General features: G+C 56.0%; 18 protein-coding genes and 1 pseudogene. 7 read left to right on the top strand and 12 right to left on the bottom strand.

Going from position 1 to position 21,911, the window contains the following annotated elements; all coding sequences use genetic code 11:
* Positions 1–4 precede the first annotated feature (4 nt).
* Positions 5–1,432, top strand: a complete 1,428-nt coding sequence (gene amt / locus G5179_RS02155; protein WP_103252255.1) for an ammonium transporter — start codon at positions 5–7, stop codon at positions 1,430–1,432.
* Positions 1,433–1,514: 82 nt separating this feature from the next.
* On the opposite strand, the gene G5179_RS02150 is transcribed toward amt, so the two are convergent.
* From G5179_RS02150 to G5179_RS02110, 9 genes are all read right to left on the bottom strand, one after another.
* Positions 1,515–1,982: a glycine zipper 2TM domain-containing protein gene (locus tag G5179_RS02150; RefSeq protein ID WP_201952827.1), complete on the bottom strand. Its 468-nt coding sequence runs from the start codon at positions 1,980–1,982 to the stop codon at positions 1,515–1,517.
* Between the two features lie 119 nt (positions 1,983–2,101).
* The gene (locus G5179_RS02145) at positions 2,102–2,578 is read right to left on the bottom strand and encodes a GNAT family N-acetyltransferase (protein WP_139405189.1); all 477 of its coding nucleotides are present in this window, start codon (positions 2,576–2,578) and stop codon (positions 2,102–2,104) included.
* Between the two features lie 112 nt (positions 2,579–2,690).
* Positions 2,691–3,095, bottom strand: coding sequence for a nitrous oxide-stimulated promoter family protein (locus tag G5179_RS02140; protein WP_216952788.1), 405 nt, complete (start codon positions 3,093–3,095; stop codon positions 2,691–2,693).
* A gap of 87 nt (positions 3,096–3,182) precedes the next feature.
* Positions 3,183–4,985, bottom strand: a complete 1,803-nt coding sequence (locus G5179_RS02135) for an aminopeptidase P family protein (protein WP_421257784.1) — start codon at positions 4,983–4,985, stop codon at positions 3,183–3,185.
* A 33-nt stretch (positions 4,986–5,018) separates the two neighbouring features.
* The gene (locus tag G5179_RS02130; protein WP_058056336.1) at positions 5,019–5,684 is read right to left on the bottom strand and encodes a GntR family transcriptional regulator; all 666 of its coding nucleotides are present in this window, start codon (positions 5,682–5,684) and stop codon (positions 5,019–5,021) included.
* A gap of 192 nt (positions 5,685–5,876) precedes the next feature.
* Positions 5,877–7,502 (bottom strand): phosphoenolpyruvate carboxykinase (ATP), encoded by a 1,626-nt coding sequence (pckA, locus tag G5179_RS02125; protein ID WP_005340139.1) that lies wholly within the window; start codon positions 7,500–7,502, stop codon positions 5,877–5,879.
* Between the two features lie 149 nt (positions 7,503–7,651).
* Entirely contained in the window at positions 7,652–8,536 is an 885-nt protein-coding gene (hslO, locus tag G5179_RS02120) for an Hsp33 family molecular chaperone HslO (protein ID WP_421257848.1), read from the bottom strand.
* A 77-nt stretch (positions 8,537–8,613) separates the two neighbouring features.
* Positions 8,614–9,012, bottom strand: a complete 399-nt coding sequence (hslR, locus tag G5179_RS02115; RefSeq protein WP_005340141.1) for a ribosome-associated heat shock protein Hsp15 — start codon at positions 9,010–9,012, stop codon at positions 8,614–8,616.
* A 255-nt stretch (positions 9,013–9,267) separates the two neighbouring features.
* Positions 9,268–9,648 (bottom strand): hypothetical protein, encoded by a 381-nt coding sequence (locus G5179_RS02110; protein ID WP_005340143.1) that lies wholly within the window; start codon positions 9,646–9,648, stop codon positions 9,268–9,270.
* 185 nt (positions 9,649–9,833) lie between these two features.
* Here G5179_RS02110 and G5179_RS02105 point away from each other — a divergent pair, with 185 nt between their 5' ends.
* Both G5179_RS02105 and ydiK read left to right on the top strand, forming a co-directional pair.
* Positions 9,834–11,222, top strand: a complete 1,389-nt coding sequence (locus tag G5179_RS02105; protein WP_421257783.1) for a bifunctional NUDIX hydrolase/phosphatase PAP2 family protein — start codon at positions 9,834–9,836, stop codon at positions 11,220–11,222.
* Positions 11,219–12,310 carry an AI-2E family transporter YdiK gene (ydiK, locus tag G5179_RS02100; RefSeq protein ID WP_421257782.1) on the top strand — a complete coding sequence of 364 codons (1,092 nt, stop codon included), beginning with the start codon at positions 11,219–11,221 and terminating at the stop codon, positions 12,308–12,310. The genes G5179_RS02105 and ydiK overlap by 4 nt, the downstream gene beginning before the upstream one ends.
* 104 nt (positions 12,311–12,414) lie before the next feature.
* On the opposite strand, the gene mutS is transcribed toward ydiK, so the two are convergent.
* Entirely contained in the window at positions 12,415–14,970 is a 2,556-nt protein-coding gene (gene mutS / locus G5179_RS02095) for a DNA mismatch repair protein MutS (RefSeq protein ID WP_421257781.1), read from the bottom strand.
* 202 nt (positions 14,971–15,172) lie between these two features.
* Between mutS and G5179_RS02090 the strand changes: the two genes are divergently transcribed.
* Positions 15,173–16,456 (top strand): tyrosine-type recombinase/integrase, encoded by a 1,284-nt coding sequence (locus tag G5179_RS02090; RefSeq protein WP_231720623.1) that lies wholly within the window; start codon positions 15,173–15,175, stop codon positions 16,454–16,456.
* Between the two features lie 93 nt (positions 16,457–16,549).
* Here G5179_RS02090 and G5179_RS02085 read toward each other — a convergent pair whose 3' ends face one another.
* Positions 16,550–17,593: a hypothetical protein gene (locus tag G5179_RS02085; protein ID WP_231720622.1), complete on the bottom strand. Its 1,044-nt coding sequence runs from the start codon at positions 17,591–17,593 to the stop codon at positions 16,550–16,552.
* A gap of 406 nt (positions 17,594–17,999) precedes the next feature.
* Between G5179_RS02085 and G5179_RS02080 the strand changes: the two genes are divergently transcribed.
* The 3 genes and pseudogenes from G5179_RS02080 to G5179_RS02070 form a co-directional block, all read left to right on the top strand.
* Positions 18,000–18,182, top strand: coding sequence for a helix-turn-helix transcriptional regulator (locus tag G5179_RS02080; RefSeq protein ID WP_162517042.1), 183 nt, complete (start codon positions 18,000–18,002; stop codon positions 18,180–18,182).
* A 632-nt stretch (positions 18,183–18,814) separates the two neighbouring features.
* Positions 18,815–19,498: an inovirus Gp2 family protein gene (locus G5179_RS02075; RefSeq protein ID WP_231720621.1), complete on the top strand. Its 684-nt coding sequence runs from the start codon at positions 18,815–18,817 to the stop codon at positions 19,496–19,498.
* A 693-nt stretch (positions 19,499–20,191) separates the two neighbouring features.
* Positions 20,192–20,436 (top strand): annotated as a pseudogene (locus tag G5179_RS02070) (transposase); the annotation flags it as partial.
* A 308-nt stretch (positions 20,437–20,744) separates the two neighbouring features.
* On the opposite strand, the gene galK reads toward G5179_RS02070, so the two are convergent.
* Positions 20,745–21,902: a galactokinase gene (galK, locus tag G5179_RS02065; RefSeq protein WP_231720620.1), complete on the bottom strand. Its 1,158-nt coding sequence runs from the start codon at positions 21,900–21,902 to the stop codon at positions 20,745–20,747.
* Positions 21,903–21,911 lie beyond the last annotated feature (9 nt).

The raw sequence follows: 21,911 nt of genomic DNA, 5'->3' as shown, positions 1-21,911 counted from the left end.
CTCTATGGTCAAAAAATGGATGATGGCGGGTCTGACGATGTTGCCTGCCTTGCTGGTTACCCCAAGTTGGGCCGAAGAGGTCGCTCAGGTACAGGCGGCGGTGGCACCGGTTGCCGCCATGACAATCAACAAGGGTGACAACACCTGGATGCTGCTCTCGGCGGCCCTGGTGATCCTGATGTCGATCCCCGGTCTGGCCCTCTTCTACGGTGGTCTGGTGCGGGCCAAGAATATGCTGAGCGTGCTGATGCAGGTCTTTACCCTGTTCTGCCTTATCTGCGTGCTCTGGGTAATTTACGGTTATTCACTGGCCTTTACCGAGGGGGGCAATTTCTACGGCTCCTTCAGCAAGGTGCTGCTCAAGGGGGTGACCCCTGACTCCATCGCCGCCACCTTCAGCAAGGGTGTCGGGATCAGCGAGCTGATCTATGTGGTGTTCCAGGGGGCCTTTGCCGCCATCACCTGCGGCCTTATCGTGGGGGCGTTTGCCGAGCGCATCAAGTTTGCCGCCGTGCTGCTCTTCTCGGTGATCTGGTTCACCTTCGCCTATATCCCGCTGGCTCATATGGTGTGGTATTGGGCGGGTCCGGATGCCTATACCAGCGCCGAAGCCGCAGCAACCGCGACCGCAACTGCCGGGTATCTGTTCCAGCATGGTGCGCTGGACTTTGCAGGCGGCACCGTGGTGCACATCAACGCCGCCGTGGCGGGTCTGGTGGGAGCCTATCTGGTGGGCAAGCGTCTGGGCTATGGTCGTGATCCCATGACCCCGCACAGCCTGACCATGACCATGATCGGTGCCTCCCTGCTCTGGTTCGGCTGGTTCGGTTTCAACGCGGGCTCCGCGCTGGAAGCCAACGGGGTGGCTGCGCTCGCCTTTATCAACACCTGGGTGGCGCCGGCTGCGGCAGCTCTGTCATGGACGCTGGCCGAGTGGGTGATGAAGGGGCGTCCCTCCCTGCTGGGTGCGGCGTCCGGAGCGGTGTCCGGTCTGGTGATGATCACCCCGGCGGCCGGGTTTGTCGGTGTCGGTGGCGCGCTGGTGATGGGTCTTGTCAGTGGTGTGGCCGGTCTGTGGGGCGTCCACGGTCTTAAGCGTCTGCTGGGGGCCGATGACAGCCTGGATGTCTTCGGTCTGCACGGGGTGTGCGGCATTCTCGGCGCCCTGCTGACCGGCGTCTTTGCCAGCCCGGATCTGGGCGGCACCGGGGTGTGGGACTATGTCACCAATCAGGTTGCCGAGGGCTACTCCATCCTGACTCAGGTGAAGATCCAGGCTATCGGGGTCGGTGTCACCCTGCTCTGGTCCGGTGCCGTGGCGGCGATTGCCTTCAAGGCGGTCGACATGCTGATCGGGCTGAGGGTCAATGGCGATGCCGAGCGGGAAGGGCTGGATGTCACCTCCCACGGCGAGAAGGCTTACAGCATGTAATCCCGAACGTCAGACAACAAAAAACCGCCGGAACCGGCGGTTTTTTTATGGCTCGAGGGTGGCGAAACCTTGGTTCACACGCTTAATTCACGACGGCCACGTTGATGCTGCCATTGCCCTGGGTCATGCGTACCCGCGCGCCCGGCACGAAGGTGGGGCTGGCTTTTTGTACCACCACGATGGCTTCGCCGTTCTCTTTCTTGATCTCCAGCTCGACCCCGTCGACCTGGTTGAGTTTGTCGCCAGCGGCCTTGCCGGCTGCCGCGCCTGCAATGGCACCACCTGCTGTGGCGATATCACGGCCGGTGCCGCCGCCTATGGTGCTGCCTAGCAGGCCGCCGACCACGGCGCCGCCAATAGTGCCGAGCAGGGAGTTTTCATCAGCCTGGATCTTCACCGGGCGGGTGGAGATGATGGTGCCATAGCTTACGGTTTGTACCTGTTTGGCACGGTCTTTGGTGTAGACATCGCCAGAGTAGACATCGCTGTTGGCGCAACCGGTGACGGTAGTGGCGGCCAGCAGGGCAATAAGGGTCATACGTTTCAACATGATGGGCCTCCAAGGCTGAATAGAATTCAAACAATCAGTTTGATGAATTGAACTTTACTCCAAGCAAGCGGGACATGAAATCGGCAAAATGTAACCAATTATGCGTTCTGTAACCGGTTTTATCCTTGAATCGCAGCTGTACCGGAGAGGGTTTTAACCAGCACAAGCCGATCCTCGCCGGGGCCGAAGTAGTCGGCGACCTCTTCAACCAGTTGATAGCCAAGACGGTAGTAGAGGCGCTGGGCCGGATTGGCCGGATCGACCGTGAGCCGCAGTTCGCTGATCTGCAGCGCCTGCTGGTTGGCCTCCATCTGGCGCATCATCCGCTCCGCGAGGCCGAAACCGCGCGCCTCGGGCAGCACCGCCAGCGAGAGCACCCAGCCTTGCGACCGCTCCTGACCAAAGCCACCCAGCACATAACCCACCAGTTGCCCCTCGTATTCGGCCACCAGCAACAACTCGGGCCATAAATCCATCGCCTGACGGAAGAAGAAGGCGGGATAGACATCTTCACCAAAGACTTTGGCATCGATCTGCCAGATGGCGTGCATGTCATTGTGGGTGGCGGTGCGTAGCAGGGGCGGGTTGTGGTGCATCAGGACTCCATCGGCAGCAAACGGATCGGCAACGCCGCTGACCTTGGGGCCAACGGCAGAAAAGGAGTCATAGGGTAGTGGTCATCCCCTGCCGGATGCAAGGGATTGGCGGTTATGGCGGCAGCGGTCTGCTGTGGGGCAGTTTGGGAGCCTTGCGCAAGCCGTCGAGCAGATGGCGGAGGGTGAGCCAGGGGTGGCGCAGCAACATGCGCGGGCCGCTCCACTTCATCACCTGCTGGATCTGTTTGCGCATCGCCGGTGCGTAGCAGTGGATATTGCAGTTGGCGCAGGTGGGTTTGTGGCCGTGGCCATAACGGCAGCGACGAAGGCGCTGATGGGCGAAATCCCGCAACTGGCGACAGTGGCGGCAATGGGGATCCTGATGATGGTGCTGGCAGTAGAGGCGGATCATGGCGCTGACCGTCTGCTGCTCGCGCATGAGTCTGGGATGGTCACTCGCCTTTTTGCTGGCTGCGGCGTGTGAGCCCCGGGCTGGGTGGGCATGATGACTTTTCATGGCCGCCATTCTCCTGACCTGCTCGCATGGGGTGTTGATACAGGTCAAAAGGGGGGATAAAAAACAGGGCCCGCAGGCCCTGTGTCATCAGATGAGGCTGGTTGCCTGCTCCAGCCAGGCGAGATCCTCGCCCTCGAGCAGCGGGCTCAGGCGGCGGAACACCTCGACGTGGTATTCGTTGATCCAGCGGAATTCGGCCGGGCTCAGCAGGCTGCGGTCGATCAGGCGGGTATCGAACGGCACGTAGGTCAGACGCTCGAAGCCCAGCATCGGCAGCTCGCCAACCTGTTCCAGCTCGGTCACGACTACCAGGTTCTCGCAACGGATGCCGAAGCCATCTTCACGGTAGTAGCCCGGCTCGTTGGAGAGCACCATGCCCGGTTGCAGGGCGACCATGCTCCCTTTCGGCGCGATGCGCTGGGGCCCTTCGTGGACACTCAGGAAGTGGCCGACGCCGTGGCCGGTGCCGTGGTCGTAGTTGTAACCGGCTTGCCACAGCGGCATGCGGGCCAGCACGTCGAGCTGGATACCGGCGGTGCCGCGGGGGAAGCGGGCCTGATCCAGCGCGATATGGCCCTGCAATACGCGGGTAAACATCGCTTTCTGCTCGTCGCTCACCTCACCCACCTTGATGGTGCGGGTGATGTCGGTGGTGCCATCCATGTATTGGCCACCGGAGTCCAGCAGATAGAGGCTGTCCTGACCAAACGCACGGGGAGTGCCGTTGGTGTGGTGGTAGTGGCACATGGCGGCGTTGGGGCCGAGTGCCGAGATGGTGTCGAAGCTCGGCTCGACGTAGTGCTCCTGCTCGCGGCGGAACGCTTCCACCTGATCGGCCAGGGTGCCTTCATCCACTCCCTCGAACTCGCCGGAGGCAACCAGCCGATCCAGCCAGGCGAGGAAGCGGGTCATGGCCACGCCATCGCGCAGGTGAGCGGCACGCATGCCGGTCAGCTCGATCTCGTTCTTGCACGCTTTCGGCAGCATGGTGGGGTCTTGCCCTGCCACCAGAATGGCGCCCGCCTCTTCCATGACGAGCTGGGTCCAGGCGTTGGCGCTGTCCGGATCGGCCAGCACCTTCTGCTGATCTTCACCGATGCGCTGCAACACGTCGCCCAGCTTGTCGATGGGGTAGACGGAGACATCCTGCCCCACGTGTTGGGTGAAGGCGAAGCAGTCAATTTTGTCGGTATCGACGAAGAAATCCATGCTGGTGTTGGCGTAGAGCACCGCAAAGCCCAGCACCACCGGCAGCCGGTCGATGTCGCGGCCACGCAGGTTGAGCAGCCAGTTGATGGGCTCGGCCTGGGTCAGCAGCACTGCATCCAGCCCGCGCTTGCGCAGGTCGGCCGCAAGCTGTTCACGTTTGGACTGGCTGGACTGGCCTGCCAGCTCCTCGCTGTAGAGGATGACCGGGCTCTTGGTCGGCTCCGGGCGATCGCGCCAGTTCAGGTCGATGGGGTTCTGCTCGACGCGGATCAGCTCGATACCGCGGTCGGCCAGCACGGCCTTGGCATTCTTGTACCAGGTCAGGCTGTGCAGGCGGGCATCGAAGCCAACCCGGGAGCCTGACGGCAGCTGCTCGGCCAGCCACTGCACATGAGGATTTTCAATAAGGTGGAGGAATTCGAACAGTTCGGCGGGGGTTTGCATCCGCGCCTGCACCGTATAGCGACCATCGACAAAGAGGGCTGCTCGCTGGGCCATGATGATGGCGACCCCGGCAGAGCCGTTGAAACCGGTGATCCAGTCAAGCCGCTCGGCATAGGCGGGGATGTACTCGCCGAGGTGCTCATCATCGTGGGGGACGATAAATGCGTCCAACTCCTGCATGGCCAGCTCGGCCCTGACTTGGGCGACGCGGGTTTCAATTATCTCGAAATTATTCATGTCGTTAGTGCCAGATGGTTGCTATATGAGTGTTCAGTTTTTATGGCCGCTGGCCAGGATCCGCTTGATCGACTGACCTGCTGCTTCGATATGCTGCCTGAGCAGCACCACCGCCTCGTGCTTGCGCCGGGCGCGGCACAGTTCCAGCAATTGGGCGTGTTCACGCTCCGCCTTGTCCACCCCGTCGCTGGCAAACAGCAGCTCGAAGCGGACATAGCGGTCACAGCTCAGATTGATCTGGGCGATCAGGTCAAGTGCCTGGGGGCGACCGGCTGCCTGATAGAGGGTGGCGTGAAAGCTGTGGTTCAACTCGGCCCAATGTTCGATCTGGGTGCCTGACTCCAGGGCGTGATCAAACTGGGCGAGGATCGCCTCCGCTTGCGCGAAGGTGGCTTCCGTCATCTTGTCGACGGCGTGGAACAGGGTATCGGCTTCCAGCAGCGCTCGCAAATAAAAGAGCTCTTCAATGGCCGAGGCGTCCAGCATGGTGACCACGGCGCCGCGATGGGCTTCGAACTTCACCAGCCCCTGCGCTTCCAGCTGCATCAGGGCTTCGCGCACCGGGATGCGGCTCACCGCCAGCTCTTTGGCAATGGCATCCTGACGCAAGGGGGCGCCAGCGGGGAACTCCCCACGGAGGATCCGGCCACGGAGGTTTTCCATCACCATCTGGGTTCGGGTCTTGTAGGGGGGGGTCATGGTCGGGTCACGATTGGGCGTTACAAAATTGTATATTGTATAAAGTTTGGCTGAATCTACCCCGTCAGGGCTGGCAAGGCAAGGTTTAGGGGGCTGTTGCTGCGTGGTTGGCGGCGTTCGGGGCTCCACAAAAACAAAAATGCCGGTCAGCGTGGCTGACCGGCATGATGTCACTGATACGAAGCGAGCCTGTTACAGCTGCGGGCCTGCCGCAACCAGACGTTTGCCTTCATCGTTATCGGTGAAGCGCTCGAAGTTCTTGATGAAACGGCCTGCCAGATCGACGGCCTTGGCATCCCACTCGGCCTTGTCGGCGTAAGTGTCGCGCGGGTCGAGGATCGCCGGGTTCACATCGTGCAGCGCGGTCGGGATCTCCAGATTGAAGATCGGCAGCACCTTGGTCTCGGCCTTCTCGATGGAGCCATCCAGGATGGCATCGATGATGGCGCGGGTATCCTTGATGGAGATGCGCTTGCCGGTGCCGTTCCAGCCGGTGTTGACCAGATAGGCCTCTGCACCTGCCGCTTCCATCCGTTTCACCAGCTCCTGACCGTACTTGGTCGGGTGCAGGGAGAGGAAGGCTGCGCCGAAGCAGGAGGAGAAGGTCGGAGTCGGCTCAGTGATGCCGCGCTCGGTACCGGCCAGTTTGGCGGTGAAGCCAGACAGGAAGTGGTACTTGGTCTGCTCCTTGGTCAGCTTGGAGACCGGGGGCAGTACGCCGAAGGCGTCAGCAGTCAGGAAGATCACCTTGGTGGCGTGACCTGCCTTGGAGACCGGCTTGACGATGTTGTCGATGTGATAGATGGGGTAGGAGACGCGGGTGTTCTCGGTCTTGGAGCCATCATCGAAGTCGATGGTGCCATCGGCAGCAACGGTCACGTTCTCCAGCAGCGCATCGCGACGGATGGCGTGGTAGATATCCGGCTCGGCCTCTTCGGAGAGCTTGATGGTCTTGGCGTAGCAGCCCCCTTCGAAGTTGAACACGCCGTGGTCATCCCAGCCGTGCTCGTCATCGCCGATCAGCTGACGCTTGGGATCGGTGGAGAGGGTGGTCTTGCCGGTGCCGGAGAGGCCGAAGAAGATGGCGACGTCGCCGTCCTGACCCACGTTGGCGGAGCAGTGCATGGAGGCAATGCCGCGCAGGGGCAGGAAGTAGTTCATCATGGAGAACATGCCCTTCTTCATCTCGCCACCGTACCAGGTGCCACCGATGAGCTGCATTTTCTCGGTCATGTTGAAGGCAACAAAGTTCTCGGAGTTGAGACCCTGCTCCTTCCAGTTCGGGTTGGTGCACTTGGCACCGTTCATCACCACGAAGTCAGGCTTGAAGGTTTTCAGCTCTTCATCGCTCGGGCGGATGAACATGTTTTTCACGAAGTGTGCCTGCCAGGCCACCTCGGTGATGATGCGCACGGCCAGGCGGGTATCCGGGTTGGCACCGCAGAAACCGTCGACCACAAACAGGCGCTTGCCGGAGAGTTGTTTGGTGACCAGCCCTTTCAGATGTGACCACACTTCCGGGGTAATGGCTTTGTTATCGTTTTTACCCTGGTCAGACCACCACACAGTATCCTGGGTAGTGGCATCTTTGACGATATATTTATCTTTTGGGGAGCGACCGGTGAAGATACCGGTGTTTACGTTGACGGCGCCCAGCTCGGTCACCACACCGCGCTCGAACCCTTCCAGGTCAGGGCGTGTCTCTTCGGCGAAAAGCTGCTCGTAAGAGGGGTTGCGAACGATTTCTTGGCTGTTTTTGATGCCGTACTGGTCCAGTCCTAATTGTTGGGCCAGGGTGGGTTCTGCCACGATTGTCATTGTATTCTCCTGGGTTCAGAGGTTGGTAGGGTTCTATCTGACGGTCATCCTATCACTTAGGTGGTAGAGTTTAGCGATCGCCATCAAACTTTATAAAATAGGGTATTTTTTTGTTATTAAAGTTAAAGGCGGGTTTTGCCCGCCTTTAATTAGTGTAACTGGTTTGCATCATTGCCGGGAGCCCTGCTGAACAGGGTTTCGACATCGATCCCATTAAATTGGTACTGGGCGCCGCAATAATCACAGTGCATGTCGATCTTGCCGAGCTCCTGCACCATCTCCATCACCTCTTCCTTTTCTATCTGCAACAGGGCTCCTTCGCAGCGCTCGCGGGAGCAGGTGCAACGGAACTCGACCGCCTGCGGATCGAACACCCGCACCTTGTCCTGATGGTAGAGACGATAGAGGATCTCTTCTGCCTGCAGGCCGAACAGCTCTTCATCCTTGATGGTGCTGGTGAGCTGGGTCAGGTGATCGAAATCGTTGCTGTGATCTTCGCTCTGGGCGGGCAGCTCCTGCAGCATGATGCCGGCAGCGCGCGGTTTGCCTTCATGGTAGCCGGTACGGATCCACAGCTTGGTGGCCAGCTGTTCGGAGCGGGCAAAGTAGTGCTCCAGGCAGCCCGCCAAGGTGTCGGCGTCCAGCGCTATGATGCCCTGATAGCGCTCGCCCTGCTCCGGGGTGATGGTGATGATCAGCTGGCCGTTGCCGATCAGGCTCTGCAGCTTGCCATCGCTCGGCAGCTCGCCTTCATAGCGGGCCACGCCGCGCAGCTGCTGGTTGTTGTCACCGTTGATCACGGCCAGACGCACCGGGCCATCGCCCTGCAGTTGCACCGTGATGGAGCCTTCAAACTTGAGGGTGGCGGTCAGCAGGCTGGTGGCGACCAGCAGCTCGCCCAGCAGTTTTTGCACCTGCACCGGGTAGTTCTGGGCTTCCACTACGTGGCGGTAGGTGTGATCCAGCTGGACCAGCTCGCCACGCACTTCGTACTCTTCAAACAGATAGCGATACAGCAGATCTTGGTTGCTCATCATGTATTCCTGGCTTTTCGGTGAGGTAAATCGGGCGGGCTGGGGTTGATGCCAGCCCGGTATCAAATCGGGGTCGGTCAGTACTGCTTGACCTTGAGCAACTGGCGTCGCTCCTGCTTGTCGGGGCGGCGCTCTGGGCTGGGGGCAAACTGGCTGTTGAAGCGACGCGCCTCGCTGTTCTCGGCCCGTTTTTTCAGGCTCTCGGCGGTCTCTTCATAGAGCTGCTGGGCCAGCGGTGCCGATTTGCGCTGCTCGCTCAAGGCCAGCACCCGCACTTCGCGTTCGTCCTGCCCCTGCCAGAAGCGGATCAATGCACCCACTTCCACCTGTTTGCCCGGTTTGCTGCGCTGACCATTGTAGTGCACCTTGCCCCCGTCTATCTGATCCCGCGCAATGGAGCGGGTCTTGTAGAATCGGGCTGCCCACAACCACTTGTCGAGACGAACCTCGAGGGCACTTTCTGCATGATTGGGCATGAACAGGCTCCATAACGGGGAAAAGAGGTGGTCGATTATACCAGAGCACGGGGTCGGGATAGAAACCGGGCCGCCGCCGCGCGGGGCGCAAACCATGTCAAGGTGATGCAACATATGGGCAGTTTGCTGATTCACAAGGGAAAGCGCTGCTTTATCGGGTATTCATGGGGTCTGGGAAGGGCCTTCATACCGCGCATATAAAGCTGCCGCCCCGGTTGGGGGCGGCAGCGTTCACATCCGTTGACCACTGCTTAGTCAGAAGTGATCGTGCTGATCCGGCTTCTTCTGGTCGTGGGGGCCTTCGCTGTGGGCGATGGCGGTGCGGATGAGATCAACTCCGGCGCGGATAATCAGCACCCCCATGTTGACCAGCTTGACGCAGACCCACATGAAGGTGATGAGCAGGATCAGCTTGAGCACGGTCTGGAAGGCTTCCAGGAAGTTCTGCTCCAGCTGGGCGGTCAGGCCGTTGGCGCTGGTCATCAGCCAGGTGTAGACCTCGCGCACGAACGGGATGCGGCTTGGCATCTCCAGTACATCCAGTGCGGCAGGGAGCGCCTGGAAGATGACGATGCTGCCGAACAGGATCAAAATGACACCGATGGCGATGCCGAGGAAAAAGCCGAACTGTCTCATGGAGGGCTCCAGCATTTGCTGCATGAAATTGAAGATAGCCGCCAATAGTAGGGAGTGCCCTGCTTCATCGCAATCTTCCGTGCACCGCCAGCGAGGCGGGAACGGCGGCGATCCGGCCGCTACCGTTGCCCAACTATCTGATTTCTGGGAGGCTTGTCGCCATTGTGCATAGGGAAAGCAAATTGATGTCGAGAACCCTCTTTTTACTCTTGCTGGCGCTGTTTGCCGCTCTGCCAGCCCTGAGTGCCGAACCGGCTGGCCCAACGGCAGCCGCCTGCGCCATCCGCCATCAGGATCAACTGCTGCTGGTGCAGGATCGCATCTCCTCTCGCTACAGCTTGAGTGGCGGCTATATAGATGGCGACGAGCGCCCCGAGCAGGCGGCGCTGCGCGAGCTGTATCAAGAGACCGGTCTGCGCGGCAAAGTTGTCGCGGATCTTGGCCGCTGGCAGAAAGCGCAGGTCTTTGCCTGCCGCACTCTTGAGCCTATCGTCGCCCAGCAAGATTCCGATTTTGTCTCGCTGCTGCAGGCCCCCAATCTGGGCAGGGAGATCCTCAATGCCCGCTTGATCGCGGTGGACAAGCTGCCCCGCGCGCAGCGCCGCTTCCCGGAGCAGCTCGACTGGCTGCAAGCCCGGCTTGGCGAGCTGCCCGAGAGCGAGGTGCACTGGCAGGCCGATTTCGTGGCGCAGGGCAATGCGCTGCATCAGGCCGAGATCCCGCTGATGATGCGCCTGCAACAGTGGCTGGGGCCAGATGTCTGGTGGCTGTCGGTCAGCAATCTGTTTGGTTCAGGCGGCTTTCAGCTTGCCCTGATACCTTTGCTGCTCCCGCTGCTGGGGTGGCCACGGCTGCGCCAGCTGCTGTTCGCCATGCTCTGGCTCGGTCTGCTGGTGCAGGCGAGCAAGGAGGGGATCGGCTGGCCGCGCCCCTTCCATCTGCAACCTGAACTGGCGACTCACAGTGCCCAGGGCTTTGGCATGCCGAGCGGTCACACCGCGTCGGCCCTGCTGTTCTGGGGGGCGCTGCTTGGCTGGCTGTGGCCGACGCACCGTTGGCGGGTGCTCTCGCTGGCCCTGCTACTGGCACTGACTACAGGTCTTGCGCGGGTTTGGCTCGGGGTGCACTTTATCTCCGATGTGGCGGTTGGCCTGCTGATTGGCGCCTTGCTGCTGGCGGTTCGCCCATACTGGCGGCTGGATCAGCGCGCTTCTGCCTGGGGCTTGCTGATCGTCGCCGCACTGGTTTGCGCTGGCCTGAGCCAGTCGGCCCATCTGGCCGGGATCGGGCTGGCCGCGCTGGGCCTCTGGCTCGGGGGAAGGGGCACGCTGGTGCGTGACGGTTATTCCCCGTGGCTTATCGGCGCCGTGGTACTGGCGGGCATGCTGCTGATGGTGGCGGGCGCGTGGGCATTGCCGCTGTTGACCAGTAGTTCGCTCACTATCCTGCTTGGTCAGTTTGTGCTCTTTTTCGGGTTGGGGCTCTGGTTGAGCGCTGGCCTCTGGTGGATACTATCTCTCTTGAAACAAGACTCTCGACCCAGGGGCGGATGCCCTGACAGGGAAACCCTATGAACATGAAAAAAGTGGATTTGGCCAAGATAACCCTGGGGGTGCTGTTTATCAGCATCCTGATTATCTCCTGTTTCCTGGTGCTGCAGCCCTTCCTGCCCGCGCTGGTGTGGGCAACCATGATCACCATCGCCACCTGGCCGCTGATGCTGATGGTGCAGCGGGTGCTGTGGGGCAAACGGTCGCTGGCGGCCCTGTTCATGACGCTGGTGCTGCTGCTGATGTTCGTTATCCCGCTCTTTATGACGCTGGCCAATGTGGCAGAGAAGGCGCCCATGCTGATCGAGCTGGGCACCAATATCAGTCAGTCGCCGCCGCCCGAGCTGCTCTGGTTGCAACAGATCCCGCTGGTGGGCGACAAGCTCTACGGCTTCTGGCAGCAAATTCTGGCGAGCGGTGGTCAGGTGCTGTTTGCCAAGCTGGCCCCTTACTTTGGCCAGACCGCCCGCTGGCTCGCCTCTCAGGCGGGCAATCTGGGGTTGCTGTTCGTTCACTTCCTGCTGACCGTCGGCATCTGCGGCCTGCTCTACCACTCCGGTGAAGTGGTGGCGACCGGCATTCGCCGCTTTGCCCACCGTCTGGCTGGGGATCGCGGTGACAACGCCACCGTACTCGCTTCACAGGCGATCCGTGCCGTGGCCATGGGGGTGGTAGTGACCGCGCTGGTGCAATCCTCGGTGGCCGGTATTGGCCTGCTGATTGCCGGTATCCCCTACGCCATGGTGCTGGTGGTGGTGATGTTCTTGCTGATCGTTGCCCAGATCGGCCCCTTCCCGGTGCTGCTGGCCTGTATCGGCTACCTCTACTGGAGCGGCGACACCACCTGGGGCACCTTCCTGCTGGTCTGGTCACTGTTTGCGGGCACCATGGACAACTTCCTGCGCCCTTTCCTCATCAAGCGCGGCGCCAATCTGCCGCTCATCCTCATTCTGGTGGGGGTTATCGGCGGCCTGCTGGCGATGGGGATCATCGGTCTGTTTATCGGCCCTGTGGTGCTGGCTGTGGCTTATACCTTGCTGGATGCCTGGATCAAGGAGGGTGACCATCAGTCAGAGGCGACCCATATCGCTGCACCGCCCAGAGTAGATTGACGGTTCTATAACAAGCTGATGCAAAGAGCCGCCCGATGGGCGGCTCTTTTGTTGATGATGACAGCGTCAGGCCAGTTGTTTCATACCTGAGCCGCAGCGGTTGTTCACAGCATCTGCTTGAGGCGATAGAGCAGGTCCAGCGCCTGGCGCGGGGTGAGCTCGTCCGGGCGCACCGTTTCCAGCTCTTCCACCACCGGATGAGGCTGCGGGGCGAGAGTCACCGGAGCCGGACGGGTTTCACCGGCGGCGGCCGGAGTGGCGCTCTCCAGCTCATGCAGTTTGTGACGGGCCTGCTGGATCACCGATTTGGGTACCCCCGCCAGTGCCGCTACTTGCAGGCCGTAGGAGCGGCTGGCCGCCCCTTCCTGCACTGCGTGCATAAAGGCGATGGTGTCGCCGTGCTCTACCGCATCGAGGTGGACGTTGGCCAGCCCGCTCATCAGCTCGGGCAGGCGGGTCAGCTCGAAGTAGTGGGTGGCGAACAGGGTGTAGGCGCCAATCTTGCTCGCCAGCTGTTCGGCGCAGGCCCACGCCAGCGAGAGGCCGTCGTAGGTGCTGGTGCCGCGGCCAATTTCGTCCATCAGCACCAGACTGCGGGCGGTGGCGTTGTTGAGGATATTGGCAGTCTCGGTCATCTCCACCATAAAGGTGGAGCGGCCGGAGGCGAGATCGTCCGATGCCCCGATGCGGGTAAAGATGCGGTCGATGGGGCCGATGCGGGCGCTGTCGGCGGGCACGAAGGCACCGATGTGGGCCAGCAGCACGATCAGCGCGGTCTGGCGCATATAGGTGGATTTACCGCCCATGTTGGGACCGGTGATGATCAGCATCCGCCGCTCCCGCTCCAGCCGGATAGGGTTGGCGATAAAGGGATCTGTCATCACCTGCTCAACCACCGGATGGCGGCCCGCCTCGATGATGATCTGATCTTCGTCGATGAGGGTCGGGCAGCGATAGTCGAGGGTCTCGGCCCGCTCGGCCAGGTTGGCCAGCACGTCCAGCTCCGCCAGTGCGGCGGCGGAATCCTGCAGATCGCCCAGATGCGGCAGCAGGGCATCGAGCAGCTCTTCGTAGAGCCGCTTCTCCAGCGCCAGCGCCTGGGACTGGGCGGTGAGTACCTTGTCCTCGTACTTCTTCAGCTCATCGATGATGTAGCGTTCGTTATTCTTGAGGGTCTGGCGGCGGATGTAGTGGGCCGGCACCAGATGGCTGTTGGCGCGGCTCACCTCGATATAGAAGCCGTGCACCTTGTTGTAACCCACCTTGAGGGTGTTGATGCCGGTCAGCAGTTTTTCCCGCTCCTCGATGCGGGCGAGGCTGGCGGTGGCGCCGTTGGCGAGATCCCGCAGCTCGTCCAGCTCCTGATTGAAGCCGTCACGGATGACGCCACCATCGCGGATTAGCACCGGCGGCACTTCCATCACTGCGCGCTCCAGCAGGTCGAGCAGCTCGGGGAAGGTGCTGGCCCGCTCGGCCAGCTGTTGCACCGCTTCGTGCTCGTTGTCCGCCAGCAGGCGTTGCAACTCTGGCAACTGGGCGAAGGCCTGACGCAGGCGGGTGAGGTCGCGCGGGCGGGCCGAGCGCAGGGCGAGGCGCGCCAGCACCCGCTCCACATCCCCCACCTGACGCAGCAGGTTGCCCAACTCGTCGTAGAGGTTCTGCTCAATGAGCTCCTTGATGGTGCTCTGGCGACCTTTCAGGATCACCCGATCGCGGATCGGCTGGTGGATCCAGCGCTTGAGCAGGCGGCTGCCCATGGGAGTGGCGGTGCGATCCAGCACCTCGGCCAGGGTATTTTCATAGCCACCGGCCAGATTCTGGGTCAGCTCCAGATTGCGGCGGGTGGCGGCATCCATGATGACCGCATGATCCGGCTGCTCGAGGCGAACGTTGCGGATGTGGGGCAGGGCGGTGCGCTGGGTATCTTTGACGTACTGCATCAGACAACCGGCGGCGCACAGGGCGGTCTCGCTCTTGTCGACGCCAAAGCCCACCAGATCCTGAGTGCCGAACTGCTGGCAGAGCAGCTTGCGAGCTGTGCCCAGCTCAAACTCCCACTCCGGACGGCGGCGCAGGCCGCGGCGACCCTCGATATGGTGCAGGAACTCGAACGATTCGGGATAGAGCAGCTCGGCCGGATTGGTGCGTTGCAGCTCCGCCAGCAGGGTCTCTTCCTTCTCGAACTGGTTGATGAAGAAGCGACCAGAGCCGATATCCATGGTGCCATAGCCGAAGCGGCGGCCATCGTGGTAAACGGCGGCGATCAGGTTGTCCTGCCGCTCGCTGAGCAGCGCCTCGTCGGAGACGGTACCCGGGGTGATGATGCGGATCACCTTGCGCTCCACCGGCCCCTTGCTGGTGGCGGGATCCCCCACCTGTTCGCAGATGGCGGCGGATTCGCCAAGCTGCACCAGCTTGGCCAGATAGCCCTCGATGGCGTGATAGGGCACCCCCGCCATCGGGATGGGGCTGCCCGCCGACTGGCCACGTTTGGTCAGGGAGATATCGAGCAGTTGGGACGCCTTGCGGGCATCGTCATAGAACAACTCGTAGAAGTCGCCCATCCGGTAGAACAGCAGGATCTCCGGGTTCTCGGCCTTGAGGCCAAGGTACTGCTGCATCATAGGTGTGTGTTGCTGTAGATTTTCTATTGTTATCAATGTCTGCTCGTCGTTAAGTTACTGTTCTTAAACTGTCTTTATTCTTTGTTAAAGCTCAGCATGGTTCAGTTTGTCTCACCTAAGCTCACTGAATCTTGCTTCAAAGCGTAGGCTAAAGCGTAGGTTTGTGTGATGATGAACGTGATTAGAATGAAAACCTACGCTTTTCTCTCATAAAAAACGATATGAAAGGATGTAAGTGATGGCTGCGCCCCAGAATAGCAAACCGCTTTCTTACAAGGCAATTGAGTCGATGAAGCCAGGAGACAAAGATAAAGTCGACATCGGTGATTACCGAGGATTGCGAGTAGCGTGCGGGAAAACGGGAAAGAAAAGCTTTTACTACCGCTACAATGACCCTTTGAATCCGCGTAAACAAAAGCAAGTCACCTTAGGTGTCTTTCCTGCCATGTCATTGGAGGAGGCAAGGACCAAGTTCAAGGAATTGAAGCTCATGAGGCATCAAGGTGTCTGTCCGGCTACAGAGCTGAGCGCAGTTAAAGTCAAGCTCGAGCAGGAACCTGAAGTCGTTGCACCGTTTACCATCACTGACATGATCGAGCTTTACCTGACTGAGCACATCGAAGATCGGCACGCCAAGGAAGGAGGGATTTTACCTGGAGCCCGTAAACCCAAAGGGCAAGCAGAAACACGAAGGACTCTCTATAACGATCCTGTGCGTGTATTCGGAGAGAGTTTAGCCACGGAGGTGCTAGCTAACGATATCGTGGCTTTGATCATGGAGATTGTTGCGCGGGGAGCGAATGTTCAAGCTGGTAGTGTTCTGCGTGAGCTATCAGCTGCTTTCGATTATGCAATTGGAACGGGTAAACTGGATGAGCACTTTGTAAACCCAGTTACAAACGCAAAGAAAAGATTAAAATTAGCGAAAGTGCGTTTAACATGTCAAAAAGGAACTCGAATTCTTAGTGATGAAGAGCTAAAAAAATTTCTTCTCTGGTTACCAAGTTCTGGTTTTACTATTCCACAGAAAAACGTGCTCAGAATGACGCTATGGACAGGATGCCGTACCGGAGAAATATGTGGTGCTTATTGGCGAGATATTGATCTAAGTAATGGTACATTCCATTTAAAAGAAACAAAAACTGATACCGAGCGATATGTTCAGTTGCCAAGACAAGCTATCGAATTTCTTCATTCACTGAAATTAATCACAGGTGATTGTTTATTCCCATCTATTTTGACTAAAAAACCGATACCTCAAAAATTGTTAACTGAAACAGCATGGCGACTGCGCAAAGACAATGTAATGATTGATATACCTTCTTGGACACCACATGACCTTAGGCGTACCGTTAGAACGGGGCTTGCAAAGCTGAAATGCCCCAGTGATATTGCAGAGGCAATACTAGGTCATGCCCCGAAAGGCATAGAAGGAACATACAACCTACACAGATACAATGATGAGTGCAAAGAGTGGTTGCAAAAGTGGGCGGATCATTTAGAAAGGTTAATTGCGATATAGAAAATTCTCATCGGTCAAATATATTTATTTGTGGGGGCGTAAGTGCCCCCATGTAACATGTGATTTTTATAGCTAGCTTAAATATTGATGAAACTACCCATCAGGATTGATGTTGCAGTACGCATCGTTGATTAGTTTTTCTATGACTTCATTTCTTTTTAGTCCCTTCGACTTTGTAATTTCTTTTAATTTACCTTCAATGTCTACACTCATGATGAAATTATATTGCTTGCTGTCTGGATTGCTTTTTCTGTAATTTTTTTGAGTTAGGGATTTTTTGATTCTATCAACTTTGACTATGCAGTCACTTTCTTTAAATACGAATAGTAAGTCAAAGTAGGTTTTAATGGTCTCGAAAACATCTTTGTTACTATTACCGTCAATTATTTTTAAAAAAAGCTCATCTTGATCTATCTGGTTTTTTATCCATAACAAATCTTCATTTTTTAATTTTTCAAAGTTTGACCAGCTTTTAGGTTTTTGGCTTTTAACTATTTTATTCCAAAACAATTCAATAAGCTGAAGGTGCTTGGCCTTTATAGCTATTTCATCATCTAAGTGATCAAAATACTCTATTATCCTTTCTTTTTTTTGACGAGGAGTTTTGGCTCTGGGGGGTGTATTGGTAAAACGCATGTGGCTGAATGATATTGCGTCTTCAAATGAATTGTTTCTAAAATAATTTGGCCCTGGCTGACTAAAGTTTTGGATAGGCTTCTTGTAAAGGTCACTATCTTTGTCAAAAAAATAACCCCAATTATTAGTTATGGCAAATGCAAAATTACACACTCTTTGGTTCGCTTCCTGTATCCAGCAAAAGTGTTCTATTTCTAGACAGTTTCTACTAAACTGTTTGAATAGAAATTCTGCGATGGTATCGATATTCTCTAGCTGTATGGAGTTATCTATTTTTCGAATATAGTTTGCGACAACATAATCGGGGTTGGTTTTTAAATAGTCATTAAAAGTTAATAAAATTGAGTCGGAATCAATATTGATGGTATCAACTTGTAGTTGATGCAGAATATATCCTGCAAATCTTATCATTTCCTCTGTAGCTTTAAGTCTATTGAATTTATCCTTCCACGGGTATTTTGAATCACTTGTTTTTGGTAATTCATAATTGGCTGGCGTCATATTAACTAATTCCATTTAAAAGTTATTTAATTTTTATACTAGGGTTTTCCTAGTGTCGGTCAAGTGTTTTTTTAGGGTTTTTATTGAATTTTTGTAGTCTGTTTATAGTGTTTTTATGTGAGCTAAAAACCCATGGAAGCCATGGCTTTTCATTGATTTTTATTAGCTTTTATGGGCGATTGCGTTGTGTCTCGTGGTTGGTGTGAGGTTTCTCATCACTGGTTTTACAGAGAGCTGGTATGTGAATACCTATAGTAGCATCGGTGAGTTGTTGATGATTTGGTATTGGCTGTGGATCAGTGAGTATAAATATTGGGGTAATAGATCAGAGTGTGATGATGGCGTCTGGGCTATGTAAAAATGAACGCAACGAACCTTAGGTATGAAAAAATCTAAGGAGTGTAAGATGGGTCTCATTAAAATAAATGAATTAATAGCAATGACTAAGCTGTCTCGCCCTACAATCTACCGGCTAATCAAGGCTGGAAAGTTCCCTTCACAACTCAAAACATCGCCCAAGACGGTGGCATGGGAAAAATCAGAAATAGAGGACTGGATTCGCAAATTGATAATGGAGCGAGAAGGCTAACAACTAACAATTTACTTGGCTCCCCTTTGGGGAGCCTTTTTAGCTTGGTGGTTTAATTTTATCTGTTTAGGGGCGGTAACTGTTGGTCGACAACTTTTTGCTGGTTAATTTCATTGCATGGAGTAGTTGCTTGTACGTTGAATCTAACTTCAGAGTAACTTTCTTGCCTTAACAACCAGTATTAGTGGAGGTTTATTTAAAATAATCACGTGTTCCCCGGTGATTTAGGAGGTCGCTAAGTTCGGTAATAGTAATATATACACCAAGGTGTATACCAAGGTAGAGGGTGTAGGAGATATATCGAAGATGAGAGTGATACACCACCAAAGTGTATCACAGGGTATACCAACGAGCATATGTGATATACACACGAAGTGTATACCAATCAGATACACATCGGGCTTGTACGTCAGATACAAGCCATTAGCCGTATACATCGGCATAGCGCAGCATATGCAAAGCACAGAGTGCTAAACGCAGGTTGGTATATCAACCTACTGGTTTGATAAGAGAGCAGGGTATCAGTTGACCGTAAAGTTTTACGCAGCGGCCCTCATTAATGACGATGAGTGCTGTTACCTGAGCATCTAACCAACTGGCATGGGTATTCCATGTAAATCATAGGGCCGTATATGAAATCAAATGGCGGGTATTGTTTAATAGGCAACGAGCTAGACAATTTGCGAGTTGTGGCTGAGGCCAAGTATGGTGAAATATCCTTTGAGCAGTTGAAAACATCCGTGGAGGTGATCGCCAGCTTTTTGAATAAACATCCGAGAGTGTTTGCTGTACGCGTTGATATGCGTTTCCCTCATATACCAGTTATGGATGATCCGGACATGCCGACAAGCTTTCCACCGGAGGTAGAAGAGGAAAAGGTTATTACGCGATTTATTGCTTCACTAAAAAGCCAGATACATGCGTTACGTCACCGTAAGGGTAAGACTGGTAAACGATTCTTCTTGGGTTATATCTGGGTAAAGGAGCAAGTAACAAGCCAGTACCCTCATTATCACGTGGTGCTACTATTTAACCGAGATGATTACGGTTATCTTGGTGGCTACGCTAATTTTGATGCGGATAACATGGCTACGCGTATTCGTAAAGCTTGGTGCAGAGCATTGAGGCTTGCATACCCTGATTATGCGTCTTTGGTGCATTTCCCTCCTGACGCAGAGTATCGATTTGATCGCAGAGATGCAGATCTGCAGAATGAGAATTTTTATAACTTCTTGGTGAGGATCGGGTATTTATTTAAATTGCGTTCGAAAGTACGAGGTGAGCGTAATTTCGGGCATAGTGAACGGATAAGGTAATGTTCACTCTTAATTCACTGGCCCTAGTGGGGATGCTTGGACATTCAAATTCAATTCGGGAGTTTCTACTCCCGGATCTGTTAAGCTAATCCCTCATTTGTTATCGCATCAGTTGGAGTAACCCATGGCAGCCTATTCCCCTTCCTTCACCCATGACCCATGCCATGTTGAGTCGAGTGGCGGATATCGCTGAGTTGCTGCGGCTGTAGCGGTTTGCTCAGAGCTCTCAGGTTCTTATGTTGCGTCGAGAGAACCGGATCCGCACCATCCAAGCTTCGCTAGCTACTGAGCACAATACTCTGAGTGTTGAGCAGGTGACGGCAGTGATTGAGGGGAAGACGGTACTTGGGCTTCCACGGGAAATCCAAGAGGTCCGTAATGCGTTTGCGGCCTATGAGGCAATGCCTAATAGGGATCCAGCTTCAGCGGAAGATTTACTTGGTGCTCACGGACTACTGATGCGTGGACTCTGTGATGATGCGGGTCACTGGCGTAGGTATTTATCGAGGCGAGCAGTTAGTGCATATGGCTCCCCCTGCGAACCAGGTCCCTCGTCTGATGGGACAGCTATTGACTTGGCTGGCTGAGAACGAGGCTCATCCGCTGCCATATAAAGGGGTTTGGTCGGTGTGAATTGCCCCTAGTTCCCTAGAGACCTAACTGCCTTAAAATGAGGCCAGCATTGGAGGTGCCATGGTCCGTCAGCGTTATCCAGAAACTTTCAAAATCGAAGCTGTTAAACAAGTTACTGAGCGTGAGATGCCTGTGGCTGACGTTGCACGAGCCCTTGGGGTATCCAGCCACATTCTGTATGCCTAGCTCAAGCCGTACGGCAAGCCTGCAGAGCAGCAACACGAAGAGTCTGCCTTGCAAGCCGAGATACACTGCTTGAAAACCGATCTGCGTCAATTAACCGAGGAGAGCGCAACATCTTAAAGGAGGATGGGATTCAATCGGGTGTGTCACGACCATGTGAAAACATGCAGTTGCGGAGGATTGTTGAATGCAACGAACATTTACAGCAAAGGAAAAGGGGACTGCCGAAGCAGTCCCTGAGTTAGGCTCATTGCGATAACACATGTCTGAAGTTTGGTTCAATTGTATTATCTACATGTTAACCACAGCTGCTCACAGAGAGCGTTGTTTAACTCAACTAAGTCGAGCGTTCACCGTCTAGCAGGGCGGCTATACCATGACCAGTCTGGAAATACGTGACCACTACAATATTGAGGTGTCAGCGAACATATCAGAGTGGGCCGGCTCCGGCGGAGGGCTTACAGATATAGATGCTCGGGGCCAGACCGCTCACTTGGGGATAACGAATATTAACCTGTTCGCACACTGCTGCTGTCAGTGACTGTGGAACCAATGCAACCACACAGCCACCAAACCCGCCACCAGTCATCCTCACACCACCACGACTGCCGATGATCTCTTTGATCATGTCGACCAAGGCGTCGATAGCAGGCACTGTGATGGCAAAATCATCACGCATCGAGGCATGGGACCGCGCCATTAATTCGGCCATCATGACCATGTCTTCATTCGCAAGCGCATCGGCTGCTGCCAGCGTTCGTTCATTCTCGGAGATGACGTGGCGTGCACGGCTCGCGACGACAGGATCCAGTTCGTTGGCTCGCTCGGTGAACTGGGTCATCGTCAGATCGCGCAGTGCCTTGACCCCAAAATGCCGTGCGGCCTCTTCACACTGTGCCCTGCGGGTATTGTATTCGCTATCCACCAGGCCCCGACGTACGTTCGAGTTGATAATGACCACATCAATGTCGGCTGGCATGCTCACAGGACAGGTATCCAGACTGCGGCAATCGATCAGCAGAGCATGATCTTGCTGACCCAGAGCCGAGATGAACTGATCCATGATGCCGCAGTTGCAACCGACGAACCTGTTTTCCGCCAGTTGTCCATTCAGGGCGATATCTGCTTGGCTGATGTCGAGGTGATTCATCTCTTTGAAGATCTGTCCTACTGCCACCTCCAGAGAGGCGGAAGAGCTCAGGCCTGCTCCCTGAGGTACATTGCCACTGATTACCAGGTCTGCCCCTGTCAGTTGACAGCCTCGCAATAGCAAATATTTGACGACGCCTCGCACATAGTTGGCCCACAGGTATTCCGGGCGCGCCTCTATGGGGTGGCGTAAGTCAAATTCATCCAGTTGGTTGTGATAGTCGGCAGCGATAACCCTGATCAGACTATCTTGGCGGGGGGCAGCACTGATCACGGTCTGATAATCGATGGCGCAGGGTAGCACGAAGCCATCGTTATAGTCCGTGTGTTCCCCAATGAGGTTAACACGCCCAGGTGCCTGAATGGCGAGGGTCGGGCGATAACCATACTGAGTGTAAAAGGTATGTTCAGTCACGCTGTGTGGCGATTCAATACTCATATCTCAACC

This window comes from Aeromonas sp. 600886 (assembly GCF_049174935.1).
GTDB classification, from domain to species: Bacteria; Pseudomonadota; Gammaproteobacteria; order Enterobacterales; family Aeromonadaceae; genus Aeromonas; species Aeromonas veronii_A.
Note: the sequence above shows the minus strand (reverse complement) of the source record. Positions and strands in the feature narration are given on the sequence as shown.